The sequence below is a fragment of the Rhodobaculum claviforme genome, assembly GCF_016653255.1.
Taxonomy (GTDB): domain Bacteria; phylum Pseudomonadota; class Alphaproteobacteria; order Rhodobacterales; family Rhodobacteraceae; genus Rhodobaculum; species Rhodobaculum claviforme.
Genome location: NZ_NHSD01000122.1, coordinates 1 through 13,936, shown reverse-complemented (window position 1 = coordinate 13,936; position 13,936 = coordinate 1). Strand labels below are relative to the sequence as shown.

Sequence of the window (13,936 nt, the reverse complement as noted above, 5' to 3'; positions counted from 1 at the left end):
GTCTAGGGGAGGGCGGGGCGCCGGGCAAGGTCGCGCGAAATCGCAGCGTGCGCGGGTTTCTGCCGAAACGCCGCAGGCACGTCGGCAGATCCCCGCCGCCGTGGAATTGCGCGGGTTGCCCGATGCCGGCCGGCCCGGCAGGGGAACGGTGCGGGCCACGCATGGCTCGATCTCCTGGGATGGATCGATGTCGAACGTGCTGCTCTCGCGCCGGGCCGGGATGGGCCGAAGGGCCGTGGCCGGGGTGGCGCTGGCCGTCCTCGCGCTCGTGGCGGGATGTTCGGACCTGGGCGAGGGGGCCAGCCGCGCCGCCACCCCCACCGTCCCGGTGATGCAGTGGGACCACCGCCCCGAGGCGCGCGACTGGACGCTGTCGACGATGGGCGCCATCGGCACCCACGCCCGGCCGCTGATCGAGACGCCGCTTTCGGATATCGAGACCTTCTGTCCGGGCTATGGCACCGCCACCGAAACGCAGCGCAAGGCGTTCTGGGTGGGCCTGCTGTCGGGCCTCGCGCGGTTCGAGAGCACCTGGAACCCGCGCGCGGCCGGCGCCGGCGGGCGCTATCGCGGGCTGTTGCAGATCTTTCCGCAGACGGCGCGGTACCGGGGCTGTGACATCGACGCACCGGGCGATCTGTATGACGGGGCGACCAACCTGTCGTGCGCGGTGCGCATCGCCGCGGCCGCGGTGGAACGCGACGGGGTGGTCGCGGGCGGTCCGGGCAACTGGGGCGGGGTCGCCGCCGACTGGCCGCCGCTGCGCGATGCCTCCAAGCGCGCCCAGATCGCCAGCTTCACCCGCGCCCAGAGCTACTGCCAGCCGCGCTGAGGTCCGCGCCCCGGCCAATGTCGTTTTCCCCCCGCCAAGGGTCGGGGCGGGGGCGGCAGGCCCCGCCATCCCGCGCCATGACGGGGGCAGGGCAGGCGGAAGGGGACGGCGATGAAGACCCATGTGCGCGCGTTGGTCGTGGGGGGCGGGGCGGTCGGGACGGGGATCGCCTGTCACCTCGCGCGCGCCGGTTGGGACGTGATGCTGCTGGAGCGGGACGAGCTGACCTCGGGCTCCACCTGGCATGCGGCGGGGCTGCTGCCGCTGTTCAACATGGGCTATGCCGCCAGCCACATCCACGACTACTCGGTGCGGTTCTACAAGGGGTTGGAGACCGAGACCGGCCTTGATCCCGGCTTTGCCGTGGTGGGCAACCTGCGCATGGCCCAGACCCGCGCGCGGATGGACGAATATGAACTCTATGCCGCCACCGTCGAGACCATCGGCATCCCCCACGAGTTCCTGACGCCCGCGCAGATCCGCGACCGCTGGCCGCTGGTGCGCACCGACGATCTGCGGGGCGCGCTGTTCCACCCCACCGACGGCTACATCAACCCCGCCGACGTGACCCAGGCGATGGCGCGCTCGGCCCGCGACCGTGGCGCGCAGATCCTCCGCCGCGCGCAGGTGGACGGCTACCGCTGGACCGGTGCCGAATGGATCGTCTCGGGGCGCTTCATGGTGGAGCGCGGCGGCAACCTGATCCCCGGCGAGGACATGTTCGAGATCCGCGCCGAACATGTCGTCACCGCCACCGGCAACCACGCCCAGCGCACCGCCCGCCTGCTGGGGATCAGGTCCCCCGCCATTCCGGTCGAACACCAGTACATCGTGACCGAACCCGATGCCGCGCTGGTGGACTGGCGCCGGAGCAATCCCCAGCACCCGGTGCTGCGGGACGCCGACGCGAAATGGTATGTGCGCGAGGAACGCGGCGGCTGGATCCTCGGGCCGTATGAACTCGGCGCCCCCGCGCGGTTCCTCCACGATGTGCCCGCCGCATTCCGCGCCGACCTCTTTCCGCTCGACCTGGAGCGGATCGAGGCGGAGTACCTGTCGATGATCCACCGCCTGCCGTCGGCCGAAAGCGTGGGGCTGAAGGACGACTACAACGGCCCGATCTGTTACACCCCGGACGGCAACCCGCTGCTGGGTCCCGCGCCGGGGCTGCGCAACATGTGGCTGGCCGAGGGGTTTTCCTTTGGCATCACCGCCGCCGGGGGGGCGGGCCACTACCTGACGCAGATGATGACGACGGGCGAGGCCGAGATCGACATGGCCGCCCTCGATCCGCGCCGGTTCGGGCCGTGGATGACCACCGAATACGCCGCGCGCAAGAACGAGGAAGCCTACGCCCACGTCTTTGTCCTCCATCACCCCGACGAGGAACGCCCCGCCGCCCGCCCGCTGCGCACCGCGCCCTGTTACGACCGTCTGCGCGCGCGCGGCGCGCAGTTCGGACAGGTGAACGGCTGGGAGCGACCGACCTATTTCGGCCCCCCGGATGCCCCCGACAGTTTCGACCATGACGCCCGCAGCTTCCGCCGCGGTGGCTGGTGGCCGCATGCCGAGGCCGAAGCCCGCGCCATCCGCCATGGCGTGGGCCTGATCGATGCGACCGCCTTTGCCAAGCATCGCGTGGCCGGACCGGGGGCGGCGGCGTTCCTCGAGTGGTTCACGACCAACCGGCTGCCGAAGGCGGGGCGCATGGCCCTGACCTATGCGCTCGGCGATGCGGGGACGGTGCGCAGCGAATACACGCTCGTGCGGCTGTCAGAGACGGAGTTCTACCTTGTCTCGGCCGGGGCCTGGGCCGCGTACGACGGCGATGCGCTGCGCCGTGCGGCCCGCGACCGCGCCGCCGATTTCGGCCATGTCGAGGTGCAGGACATCACCACCCAATGGGGCGTCTTCGCCATCTCGGGGCCCCGCGCGCGCGACCTGCTGCGCCCCCTGATCCGCGATCGTGATCCCGACACGGCGGTGTCCAACGCCCGCTTTCCGTGGCTGTCGATGCGCGACATCGAGCTGATGATGTGCCCCGTGCGCGCGCTGCGCGTCGCCTATACCGGAGAGCTGGGCTGGGAGCTGCACCACCCCATCGAGATGCAGAACTACCTGCTGGACCGGCTGATGGAGGCGGGCGAAAGTGTCGGCCTGACGCTGGTCGGCGCGCGGGCGCAGAACTGGCTGCGCCAGGAGAAGTCCTACCGCGCCTTCGGCAGCGAGCTGGGCCGCGACGCCACCCCGCTGGAGGCCGGGCTGGAGCGCTTCGTGGACCCCGCCAGGGACTTCCACGGCCGGGCTGCGATGCAGGCCACCGGCATCCGCACGCGCTGCGTCACGCTGATGATCGACGGGCCGGACGACGCCGATCCCTGGGGGCGCGAGGCGCTGTATGCGGGGGCCGAGCGGGTCGGGCGGCTGACCTCGGGCGGCTGGTCGGTGGCGTTCGGACGCGCCATCGGCATGGGGTATGTCGCGCCGGGGCATGCCGCGCCCGGCACCCGGTTGCAGGTGCGGATGCAGCGCCGCCTGTGGCCGGCCGAGGTGGTGGCCGACAGCCCCTGGGACCCCGCCAACACCCGGCTGCGCGCCGACGGCTAGGGCCAGCCCGCCGCCGCGCGCCCGGCCCACCGGCCGGTGGCCAGGCATCCGGTCAGCAGATAGCCCCCTGTCGGCGCCTCCCAGTCCAGCATCTCGCCGGCGGCAAAGACGCCGGGCAGGGCCCGCAGCATCAGGCCGTCGTCGAGGGCCGCGTGGGTGATGCCGCCGGCGGTGGAGATCGCCTCGTCGATCGGGCGGGGGCCATCGTGGGCGACGCGCAGCGCCTTGACCACGCCCGCCAGCGCGGCCGGGTCGCGGGGCAGGGGGCGCGCGACCTCCTGCATCAGCGCCAGCGCCACGGGCCGCAGGCCCAGCGCCTTGCGCAGGCGCGCGGCGGTCGTTTCGCGCGGGGGGCGGGCGGCCAGCCGGGTGGCCACGGTGGCTGCGTCCAGAGCGGGCGCAAGATCCACCTCTAGCGCTGCCCCGTCGCGCAGCGCCGGTCCCAGCGCATAGATCCCGCCCCCCTCCAGCCCGCGGGCCGAGATCACGCACTCCGCCCGCACCCGCAGGTCGCCCGCCGACAGCGCCACCCCCTTCAGCGGCGCGCCGAAATGCGGCGTCATGTGTGCCGACCACGTCCGGCAGATGCCCACGTTCGCAGGCCGGAACGGCGCCAGCCCAACCCCGCGCGCGGCCAGCCACGGGGCCCACGCCCCGTCCGACCCCAGCCGCGCCCAGCTGGCCCCCCCCAGCGCCAGCACCGTGACGCGCGGCGCCAGCGCGCGGGGGCCATCGGGGGTGTCGAAGGCCAGTGCGTCACCGTCCCATCCCGTCCAGCGCCAGCGCGGGCGCAGCGCCACCCCCTGCGCCGTCAGCCGCCCCAGCCACGCCCGCAGCAGCGGCGAGGCCTTCATCGCCACCGGAAACACCCGCCCGGAGGATCCGGTGAACACCGGCTGGCCCAGATCCCGCGCCCAGCCCTGCACCGCGTCGGCGTCGAACGCCGCCAGCATCGGCGCCAGCCAGTCCGAGGCCTCGGCATAGGCGGCGCGGAAGTGGGCGGGCGGCTCGACCTTGGTCAGGTTCAGCCCCGATTTTCCCGCCATCAGGAACTTGCGCCCCAGCGTGGGCCTGGCCTCGGCCACGACCACGGCGCGGCCCAGCCCCGCCAGCGCCTCGGCGGCCATCAGCCCGGCCGGACCGCCGCCGATCACCAGCGCGTCACAGCTTGCAGCCGTCCCCGATTGCGCCACATTCCCGGTCATGGATCACCCCGTCTGTCCGCTGTGCCTGCGGCCCATCCCGCCCGACGTGCCGCAAAGCCTGCACCACCTGACGCCGAAGCTGCGCGGCGGCAAGGGCGGACCGACCGTGCTGATGCACCACATCTGCCACAAGGAAGTCCACGCCGCGCTGACCGAGGCCGAGCTTGCGCGCAGCCACAACACCCCGGAGGCGCTGCGCGCGCACCCCAGGCTCGCGCGGTTCGCGGCCTGGGTGGCGAAGCGTCCGCCGGGGTTCCTGTCGCGGGTGCCGGGGCGGCGGGGCCGGGGCTGAGGGCCCCTCAGCCGGTGCGCGCGGCGAAGGTCTGGCCGTAGCGGCTGCGCAGGGCGGCCTTCTGGACCTTGCCCATGGCGTTGCGCGGCAGCGCGTCCAGCGTCACCAGCGCCTTGGGTTGCTTGAAGCGCGCAAGCGGGCCCTTCAGCGCCTCGGCGATGGCGTCCAGATCGGGGGGGTGGCCGGGTTCGGGGACGATCACGCCCAGCACCGCCTCGCCGAAGTCGGGATGGGGCACGCCCACCACCGCACTTTCGCGCACGCCCGGCTGGTCGTCGAGGATCAGCTCCACCTCGCGGGGATAGACGTTGTAGCCGCCGGTGATGATCAGGTCCTTCTGGCGACCCACGATGCACAGATAGCCGCGATCGTCGATCATCCCCAGATCGCCGGTCAGGAAGAAGCCGGTGTCGCGCAGCTCCTCGGCGGTCTTTTCGGGCATCCGCCAGTAGCCCTTGAAGACGTTGGGGCCGCGCACCTCGATCATGCCGGTCTCGCCCTGCGCCAGCTCCGAACCGGTGTCGGGGTCGGTGATGCGCACCTCCACGCCGGGCAGGGCAAAGCCCACGGTGCCGGCGCGCCGGTCGCCGTCATAGGGGTTGGAGGCGATCATGTTCGTCTCGGTCATGCCGTAGCGTTCCAGGATCGCGTGGCCGGTGCGCGCGACCCAGGCCGTGTGCGTCTCCGACAGCAGCGGCGCGGAGCCGGAGACAAACAGCCGCATGTGGGCGGTGGCGTCGCGGGTCAGGCGCGCGTCCTCCAGCAGGCGGGTGTAGAAGGTGGGCACACCCATCATCGTGGTGGCCTGCGGCAGGGCCTCGAACACGGCGTCCGCGTCGAATTTCGGTAGCCAGATCATCCGCGCGCCGGCCAGCAGCACGGTGTTGCAGGCCACGAACAGCCCGTGGGTGTGAAAGATCGGCAGCGCATGCAGCAGCACGTCGCGGTCGGTGAAGCGCCACAGATCGCGCAGCGCCTCGGCGTTGGACAGAAGGTTTGTCTGCGTCAGCATCGCGCCCTTGGACCGCCCCGTGGTGCCCGAGGTATAGAGCAGCGCCGCCAGATCGTCGGGCGCGCGGTCCACCGCCGTAAAGCGGACGGGCTGCCCCGCCGCCAGCGCATCGAAACTGCCGCCGGGGCCCAGCGTCTCCAGCCGGGTGCCGTGGCGGGCGGCCAGATCGGCCAGCGGCGCGTCCCGGCCCGGATCGACCAGAAGCAGCTTCGCGCCGCAGTCGCCGACGAAGTAATCGACCTCGTCGGGCGTGTAGGCGGTGTTGAGGGGCAGGAACACCACCCCCGCCGCCACCGCCGCGCCGTAAACCGCCAGCATCGCGGGCGTCTTGGCGGCCTGCACCACCACGCGGTCGCCGGGGGCAAGCCCCGCCGCGCCCAGCGCATGGGCAAAGCGCGCGATATCGGCGGCAAAGGCGGCGGCGGTCAGCACCGCGCCGCCGGGCAGGTGCATCAGCGGGCGGTCCTGCCCCGCCAGCGGGGCAAACAGCGCATCATGGAGCGGGTTGGCCATCGCGCGAAGTCTCCTTGTCGGCCTTGGTCTTGCGCTCGGCCCCGGGCCAGTCGCCGGTGGCCCGCGCGAGGGAGCGCACGCCGCGGGCGGCGGCGACGCTGTGGCGGGTGGCATAATCCTCGTGGTTCTGTTCCACCGCCTCGGGGTCATAGAGGTAATTCACCATCGCGCCGCAGGACTGCTTCAGCCCGCGCGGCGAGAGGTCGGCGCGGGCGTGCACCTCGTGCACCTGTGCGCCGTTGCCCAGATGGAACCGCGCGACCGGGTCGCGGGGACGGTCGCGGCCGTCCTTGGCCTCCAGCAGATAGCGTGCGGCGGCGCGGCGCAGGGCCAGCGCCGCGGGATCGTCGAAGGTCGCGCCGGGGGTTCGGGCCAGCTCCAGCAGCCGCGCCGCCGCGGCATCGCCCGAGGCGGCGTTTTCCGACAGCCAGGGGCCGAGCCCGGGAATGGGCGACAGGGTGACGAAGGTGCGCAGATGCGGCAGCTCCTGGCGCAGCAGCTCCACCACCTGCTTGATGAGCGAGTTGCCAAAGCTGATCCCCTTCAGCCCCGACTGGCAGTTGGAGATGGAATAGAAGGTGGCCGTGTCCGCCCCCGCCGGGTCGAGAACCGCGCGCCCGGGGTCGAGCAGCGCCTGGACCGAGCCGGGCAGCCCCTTGACCAGCGCCACCTGGACAAAGATCAGCGGCTCGTCCGGCATCGCGGGGTGGAAGAAGGCGAAGCAGCGCCGGTCGGGCGGGTCGATGCGCGCGCGCAGCGCCTCCCAGTCGTCGATCTCGTGGACGGCCTCGTAGCCGATGATCTTTTCCAGCAGCCGCGCCGGGCTTTCCCAGGTGATCTGGCGCAGCACCAGAAAGCCGCGGTTGAACCAGGATGCGAACAGATGCGCGAAATCCAGATCCACCCGCGCCAGGTCCGGCGCCTCGGGCAGGAGCCCCAGCAGGTCGCGGCGCATCCGCACCAGATCGGCGGTCGCGCCGGGGGCGTGGTTGAGGCGGCGAAACAGCTCCTGGCGGGCGGGCTCGGCCCGACGTACCAGACGGTCCAGCGTGGCGGCATCGCGCGCGGCGCCATAGTCCCGCGCCGCCTCGGCCACCGCCGCCGCGTCCACGTCGAACCCGTCGGCGAGCATGTGGAAGAACGCCCGCCGCCCCGCCGCGTCCAGCCCGCGATAGCGCGCCAGCGTCTCGCGCGCCAGGCGCATGGTCGACACCTCGCCGCCGCCCGACATCAGGTTGCGGCACAGCTCCTCCATCGGGCGGTCGCCGCCGCCCCGGGCGGGCACGAATCGCCGCTCCACCAGCTGGCCCAGAAGGTCGCCCAGAAACCCCGTCCGTGTCATGTCGCCGGTCCCATCACCAGATCGGGCAGCCAGGTCGCGATCTGCGGAAAGAAGCACAGGATCACGATGGCCAGCACCATGCACCCCACATAGGGGAGCGAGCCGCGCAGGATCGTCTTGAGCTTGATGTCCGGCGCGATCGAATTGATGACATAGAGGTTGAGGCCGACGGGGGGCGAAATCAACCCGATCTCCATGTTGATCGTCAGGATCACCGCGAACCAGTAGGGGTCGAAATCCGCCGCCAGGATGATCGGCAGCAGGATCGGGGCCGCCATCAGGATCACCGCCACGGGCGGCAGGAAGAACCCCGCGATCAGCAGGAAGACGTTGACCGCCCCCATCAGCACCCAGCGGTTCACGTCCAGCTCCGAGATCCACATCGCGATGGACTGGGTGATGAACAGCGACGAGAGCATGTAGGAAAACACGCCCGCAGCCCCGATGATGAACAGGATCATCACGCTTTCACGGGTGGAGTCGCGCAGCACCGACCACAGCGCCACCGGCGACCACATCCGGTAGATCACAACCGCCATCCCAAGGCACAGGATCGCGCCCACGGCCGCGGTTTCCGACGGCGTGGCGATGCCGCCGTACATGGCATATAGCACGCCGACGATCACCAGCAGGAACGGGATCACCCGCGGCAGGATCTCCAGCTTTTCGCGCAACGAGTAATGGCGCGGCGAGATAACGCCCAGCCCCGCCGTGCGCCAGGTCGACCACACCGACCACACCATGAACAGGCTGACCAGCATCAGCCCCGGCATGACACCGGCCAGGAACAGCCGCCCGATCGAGGTCTCGGTGGCGATGCCATAGACGATCATCGTCACCGATGGCGGGATCAGGATGCCCAGCGTGCCGCCCGCCGCGATCGACCCCGACGCCACCGTGTCCGGATACCCGCGCTTGCGCATCTCCGGAATGCCCATCTTGCCGATGGCCGCACAGGTCGCCGGGCTGGAGCCGGACATGGCGGAGAACAGCGCGCAGGCCCCGAGGTTGGACATCACCAGCCCGCCGGGCACGCGGGTCAGCCAGCGCTCCAGCGCCTCATAGAGATCGGCGCCCGCGCGGGTGGAGCTGATCGCCGCGCCCATGATGATGAACATCGGGATCGACAGCAGCGCAAAGGAATTCAGCTTGCCGAAGAACTTCTCCGGCATCAGCTCCAGCGACCACAGCCCGTCGAAGATCGCTAGGAACAGCGCCGAGACGATCAGCAGCCCCGTGGCCACCGACACCCCCGAAAACAGCACCGCGATGGTGACAATCGCCACCAGAAGACCAAGCAGCAGCGGGTCCATCAGTCGTCCTCCAGGCCGAAGGCGGTGTCACGGCCCGTCAGCAGGGCCAGCAGATCGGCGAACAGTTGCAGGATCATCAGCCCGAAGCCCACCGGCAGCGCGGCATAGGGGATCCACAGCGGCGGGCCCCAGACGCTGGACGAGCGCCAGCCGCGATCGAACGCCACCTGCCAGTTCTCGTAGCCATACCAGCCGATCAGGCCCAGCACGCCGATCCCCGACAGAAGCACCAGCACCGCCAGCACCTTGCGCGGTGTGCCACGCAGCGCCATCGGCACCAGGTCGACGTTGACGTGGCCGCGCAGCTTCTGGACATACGGCAGCCCCAGCATGGTGGCGGCGACCATCAGGTAGATCACGGTTTCGGTCTGCCAGATCGTGGACTGGCGCAGCACGAACCGCACGAAGATCATCTGGCAGGTGATCAGCACCGAGGCGAGGATCATGCTCGCGGCCACCCAGCCGCAGACGGTCGAGATCCAGCCGATGCCGCGGATCACCGCATCGGAGCCGCGGCGCCAGCCGGCGGCGGGGGCTTGCGTGGCCATTGCGGGGCGCTCCGTGTCTGAACGGGTCGGAAACGGACGGGGCGCGGTGTCGCCCCGTCCGGCTCGGTTCGGGGGATCACTCGACGGCGAACGCCATGTCGAGAAGCTCCTGACCGTTCGACACCTGCTCGACGAAGGCGGCATAGGAGGACTCCTGCGCCAGCGCGCGCCAGGCCTCGAAGTCCTCGGCGGTCATCTCCGCGATCTCCACGCCGGCGTTGCGGAACACCTCGACCGAGGCCGCGTCCTGGGCCTTGGCCTCCTCCAGGTAGAACGCCTCGGCGTTGGCGGCGGCGGCCATCAGGGCCTCCTGCTGCTCGGCGCTCAGGCTCTCGAAGCGGGATTTGTTCACCAGCAGCGGCTGGTACATGAACCACAGCGCGTAATCGGCCGCGGGCGTGTAGCACTCCATCTGCTCATAGAGCCGGAACGAGGAGAACGACGCCGACGAGGTGTTGACTGCATCCAGAACGCCCGTCTGCAACCCGTTGTAGATCTCGGTCGAGGCCATGGACGACACCGACGCCCCCGCGGCGGCCAGCATCTGCTCGAACGCGCGGCCGGCGGCGCGCACGGTCTTGCCTGCCATGTGCTCGGGGCGGGTGATGCAGCCGTCGGCCGAGCCGAACCCGCCGGCAAGGTAGCCGTGCACGAGGACCATCACGTCGTCCTCGGCCATCAGCTCCTCGAGCGCCTCCATGAAGGGCGATTCGTTCATGCGCGCGCCGTGGTCGTGGTTCTGCACCAGCCCCGGCATCAGCGTCAGGTTGAACTCGGGCCGCTGCCCGCCGGCATAGGACAGCGGGTATACCGTCATGTCGAGCTGCCCGCGGCTGAGCGGGGTGTACTGCTCGGTGGCCGAGAACAGCGAGGCCGACGGAAAGATCCGGATCGACAGGCCGACATCGGCCTCCTCGACCTCGTCGGCGATCATCTGCGCGACCTGGTGGCGCACGTCCGATGTCGACCACTGGTGCGCGAGGCGCAGCTGCTGGGCGTCGGCCGCAGCGGTGCCGAGCGCGATGGCGGACACGGCGGCGACGGCCGTAAGCGTGAACGGTTTCATGGCATCCTCCCTGACTTTGGCGTGGCCTGCCGCGTGCGGCGAGTCACCACGGTCCCGCCACCCCTCCCGGCGCCGGGATGAAGAGGGCACCGCATTCGGGATGCAAAGTCAAGCATGTTGTATACAAGAAATCCGTTGAGGAATACAGGATGCCGCCGTATGCTGCGCCCATGCACAACCGACGCGCAGATGGCGTCCGCGAGGCGCTGGAACAGATGATCGTCACCGGTGAGCTGCCCGACGGCGAGCGGCTGGACGAGGTGTCGCTGGCCGACCGCTTCGGTTGTTCGCGCACCCCACTGCGCGAGGCGCTCCATGCGCTGGCGGCGTCCGGCCTCGTGCAGCTGATCCCCCGGCGTGGGGCGTTCGTGCGTCATCCCGGCCTGGAGGAGATGGTCGAGATGTTCGAGGTGATGGCCGAGCTGGAGGCGCTGTGCGGGCGGCTGGCGGCGCGGCGGGTGACGCCCGCGCTGCTGGGAGCGCTGCAAGCCACCGTGATCGCCTGCGAGGAGGCCGTCGCGGCGGGCGATCACGATCGCTATTACGCCGAGAACGAGCGCTTCCACCTGCTGGTCTATGAGGCGGCGGGCAACGGCTTTCTGGCGGCCGAGGCGGGGCGGCTGCACCGGCGCCTCAAACCGTTCCGGCGGTTGCAACTGCGGCTGCGCGGGCGCATGGCGCAATCCCTAGCGGAGCACCGCACGGTGCTGTCCGCGCTTCAGGATGGCCGCCCCGAGGCCGCCGCCGAGGCGCTGCGCGACCATGTCGCCGTGCAGGGGGGCAAGTTCAACGACCTGATGGCGAGCTATCGCCGCTCGTCGCTGCATGCGGGGTCCGAGACCGCGCTGCGCGCCTGAGGCGCAGCGCGGCCGGTGTGGCGGGCGTGCCGACCGGACGTGGTCAGCCGCGCGCCGTCATTCGATCGTGAGGGTGATCGGCTCGGACATCACCGGCGGGTCGTGCGGCACATGATTCGTGTCGCCCAGCAGCAGCCAGAACGTGTGTTCGCCCGCAGGCAGGTCCAGCGTCACCTCGGTCTGGCCGCCGCCGAAATGCAGGATGTTCTCGGTCGCGGGCAGGGTCGCGTCCATGTCCATGGTGGCGGGGTCGGTGTTGATGAACATGTGGTGGTGCCCGGTGTCGGGCCAGTCCACACCGGCCGGCGCGATGCCCATCCCCTGCAGCCCGAAGTGGAAGGTGACGGGGTTGGCGACGGTGTCCCCGTCGGCGGGGGTGATGAAGTAGACGCGCGCCTCGGGCGGGGCCTCGGTGCGGGCGCCGCCGTGGTCGTGTTGCGCCAGCGCGGCCGTGGGCACGGCCAGCGCGGCTGCGAAGGTGATGAACAGTCGTGACATCCGGTTCCTCCCTGACGTGGCGCGCGGACCCCCGCGCCCCGTCACAAGGTAGCACCAGGGCGCCGCCGCGCCAGCCTTGGCGTTCGCCCGGCGCATCGCGATCGCGTCATATCCGCGCGGCGGGTTGCGCTGGCATGGCGCGGGCCGCTCCCCTAGAGCTGTGGGGGACGGCAAGGGACGGGGGACGACATGGCCGGAACGGCGCGCGGGCGGGTACAGGTGTCGCTGGTGGGGGTGCTGCTGGGCACGTTGTTCTTTGCGGCGTCGCTGACGCCCAGCCTGGTGCCGCGCCCGACGCTGGTTCAGGGCGCGCTGGGCGGGCTGAGCCTGGCGGCGGGCTACGGGCTGGGGGTGGCGTTGCGCGCGGGGTGGCTGGCGCTTCAGCTGCCGGTGGCGCGGCCCGCGGTGGTGCGGCGGCTGGGATGGGCGGCGGCGCTGGTGTGCGCGGGGCTGGCGGCGCTGGCGCTGTGGCGGGCCTCGGTGTGGGAAAACCGGCTCAGGGCGCTGATGGACATGGCCCCGGTCGAGACAGTCGGCCCCTTTACCGTGGCCGCCGTGGCGCTGGTGGTGTTTGCGGTGCTGTTGCTGCTGGCACGGCTGGTCGTGTGGGTGGCGCGGCGGCTGTCGCGGCGGCTGGCGCGGCGGCTGCCGACGCCGCAGGCGGTGATCCTGGGGGTGGGGCTGACGGCGCTGCTGTTCTGGAACATCGGCAACGGGGTGCTGATCCGCGGCGCGATGTCGGTGCTCGACGGCAGCTATCAGCAGTGGGACGCGCTGTTCGAGGAGGCGAGCCCCCGGCCCACCACGCCCGATACCGCCGGCGGCCCGGGCTCGCTGCTGGACTGGGAGGACCTGGGCCGTACCGGGCGCCAGATGATCGCCGCCGGCCCCGACGCCGACGCCATCGAGGCCGTCACCGGCGGCCCGGCCCGCAGGCCGCTGCGCGTCTATGTCGGCCTGAACTCGGCCCCCGAGCCCGAGGACCGCGCCGCGCTGGCGCTGGCCGAGCTGATCCGCATCGGCGGCTTCGAGCGCGCCCATCTGGTCATCAATACCCCCACCGGCACCGGCTGGATCGATCCCGCGGGCCAGCAGGCGCTGGAATACCTGCTGCGCGGCGATGTCGCCACGGTTGCGGTGCAATACTCCTATCTGGCCAGCTGGATCGCGCTGCTGGCCGATCCCGACTATGGGGTCGAGAGCGCCCGCGCGGTGTTTTCCGCGATCTATGGCCACTGGCGCACCCTGCCGCCCGAGGAGCGGCCACGGCTGTGGCTGCATGGTCTCAGCCTCGGGGCGTTGAACTCGGACCTCAGCCACGACCTGTTCCAGGTGATCGGTGATCCCTATGACGGGGCGCTGTGGGTCGGGCCGCCGTTCAACAGCCGGACCTGGAACGCGGTGACGCGGGCGCGGGATCCGGGCACGACGGCGTGGCTGCCGGCCTATCGCGACGGGGCGGTGATCCGGTTCATGGGGCGCGACGGCGTGCAGCGGGTGCACCGCCCGCAGGCCGGCGGGTATGGGCTGGTGTATCTGCAATACGCCAGCGACGCGGTGGTGTTCTTCGATCCCGCCGCCGCATGGCGCCCCCCGGCATGGCTGCAGGGTCCGCGCGGGCCGGATGTGTCACCCGACATGCGCTGGCTGCCGGTCGTCACGTTCCTGCAACTGGGCATGGACATCATGATGGCGGTGCTGCCGCCGCCAGGGCATGGGCACACCTATGTCCGCAGCGATTATCTGGACGCGTGGGTGGAGCTGACGGGGGCACCGGGCTGGACCCGCGAGGGGTTGGCGCAGCTGCGGGCGCGGCTGGCGGATGTCCCCTGACCCCCGGGACCCCCTGAC

Annotated in this window: 12 protein-coding genes; 5 read left to right on the top strand and 7 right to left on the bottom strand. The window is 71.3% G+C overall.

The window, feature by feature from the left end:
• Positions 1–187: 187 nt before the first annotated feature.
• Positions 188–832, top strand: coding sequence for a transglycosylase SLT domain-containing protein (locus CCR87_RS03280; protein ID WP_242511828.1), 645 nt, complete (start codon positions 188–190; stop codon positions 830–832).
• Positions 833–943: 111 nt separating this feature from the next.
• A complete protein-coding gene (locus CCR87_RS03275; protein WP_201156121.1) occupies positions 944–3,439 on the top strand; it encodes a GcvT family protein in 2,496 nt (831 codons plus the stop codon).
• Here CCR87_RS03275 and CCR87_RS03270 read toward each other — a convergent pair.
• Complete coding sequence (locus CCR87_RS03270; protein WP_201156119.1) at positions 3,436–4,644, bottom strand: TIGR03862 family flavoprotein; 1,209 nt, start codon at positions 4,642–4,644, stop codon at positions 3,436–3,438. The two genes, CCR87_RS03275 and CCR87_RS03270, sit on opposite strands and share 4 nt — an antisense overlap.
• Between CCR87_RS03270 and CCR87_RS03265 the strand changes: the two genes are divergently transcribed.
• Entirely contained in the window at positions 4,643–4,936 is a 294-nt protein-coding gene (locus tag CCR87_RS03265; RefSeq protein ID WP_201156118.1) for an HNH endonuclease, read from the top strand. The two genes, CCR87_RS03270 and CCR87_RS03265, sit on opposite strands and share 2 nt — an antisense overlap.
• Before the next feature lie 7 nt (positions 4,937–4,943).
• On the opposite strand, the gene CCR87_RS03260 is transcribed toward CCR87_RS03265, so the two are convergent.
• From CCR87_RS03260 to dctP, 5 genes are all read right to left on the bottom strand, one after another.
• A complete protein-coding gene (locus CCR87_RS03260; protein WP_201156116.1) occupies positions 4,944–6,461 on the bottom strand; it encodes a malonate--CoA ligase in 1,518 nt (505 codons plus the stop codon).
• Positions 6,442–7,803 (bottom strand): malonyl-CoA decarboxylase domain-containing protein, encoded by a 1,362-nt coding sequence (locus tag CCR87_RS03255; RefSeq protein ID WP_201156114.1) that lies wholly within the window; start codon positions 7,801–7,803, stop codon positions 6,442–6,444. The genes CCR87_RS03260 and CCR87_RS03255 overlap by 20 nt, the downstream gene beginning before the upstream one ends.
• Positions 7,800–9,116: a TRAP transporter large permease gene (locus tag CCR87_RS03250; protein ID WP_201156112.1), complete on the bottom strand. Its 1,317-nt coding sequence runs from the start codon at positions 9,114–9,116 to the stop codon at positions 7,800–7,802. Before CCR87_RS03250 ends, CCR87_RS03255 begins: the two co-directional genes overlap by 4 nt.
• Positions 9,116–9,664, bottom strand: coding sequence for a TRAP transporter small permease subunit (locus tag CCR87_RS03245; protein ID WP_201156110.1), 549 nt, complete (start codon positions 9,662–9,664; stop codon positions 9,116–9,118). The genes CCR87_RS03250 and CCR87_RS03245 overlap by 1 nt, the downstream gene beginning before the upstream one ends.
• A gap of 76 nt (positions 9,665–9,740) precedes the next feature.
• Positions 9,741–10,730 (bottom strand): TRAP transporter substrate-binding protein DctP, encoded by a 990-nt coding sequence (gene dctP / locus CCR87_RS03240; RefSeq protein WP_201156108.1) that lies wholly within the window; start codon positions 10,728–10,730, stop codon positions 9,741–9,743.
• Between the two features lie 170 nt (positions 10,731–10,900).
• Here dctP and CCR87_RS03235 point away from each other — a divergent pair, with 170 nt between their 5' ends.
• Entirely contained in the window at positions 10,901–11,587 is a 687-nt protein-coding gene (locus tag CCR87_RS03235) for a GntR family transcriptional regulator (RefSeq protein WP_201156106.1), read from the top strand.
• 57 nt (positions 11,588–11,644) lie between these two features.
• On the opposite strand, the gene CCR87_RS03230 is transcribed toward CCR87_RS03235, so the two are convergent.
• The gene (locus CCR87_RS03230) at positions 11,645–12,085 is read right to left on the bottom strand and encodes a DUF4399 domain-containing protein (RefSeq protein ID WP_201156104.1); all 441 of its coding nucleotides are present in this window, start codon (positions 12,083–12,085) and stop codon (positions 11,645–11,647) included.
• Between the two features lie 189 nt (positions 12,086–12,274).
• Here CCR87_RS03230 and CCR87_RS03225 point away from each other — a divergent pair, with 189 nt between their 5' ends.
• Positions 12,275–13,918: an alpha/beta hydrolase gene (locus CCR87_RS03225; protein WP_201156102.1), complete on the top strand. Its 1,644-nt coding sequence runs from the start codon at positions 12,275–12,277 to the stop codon at positions 13,916–13,918.
• Positions 13,919–13,936 lie beyond the last annotated feature (18 nt).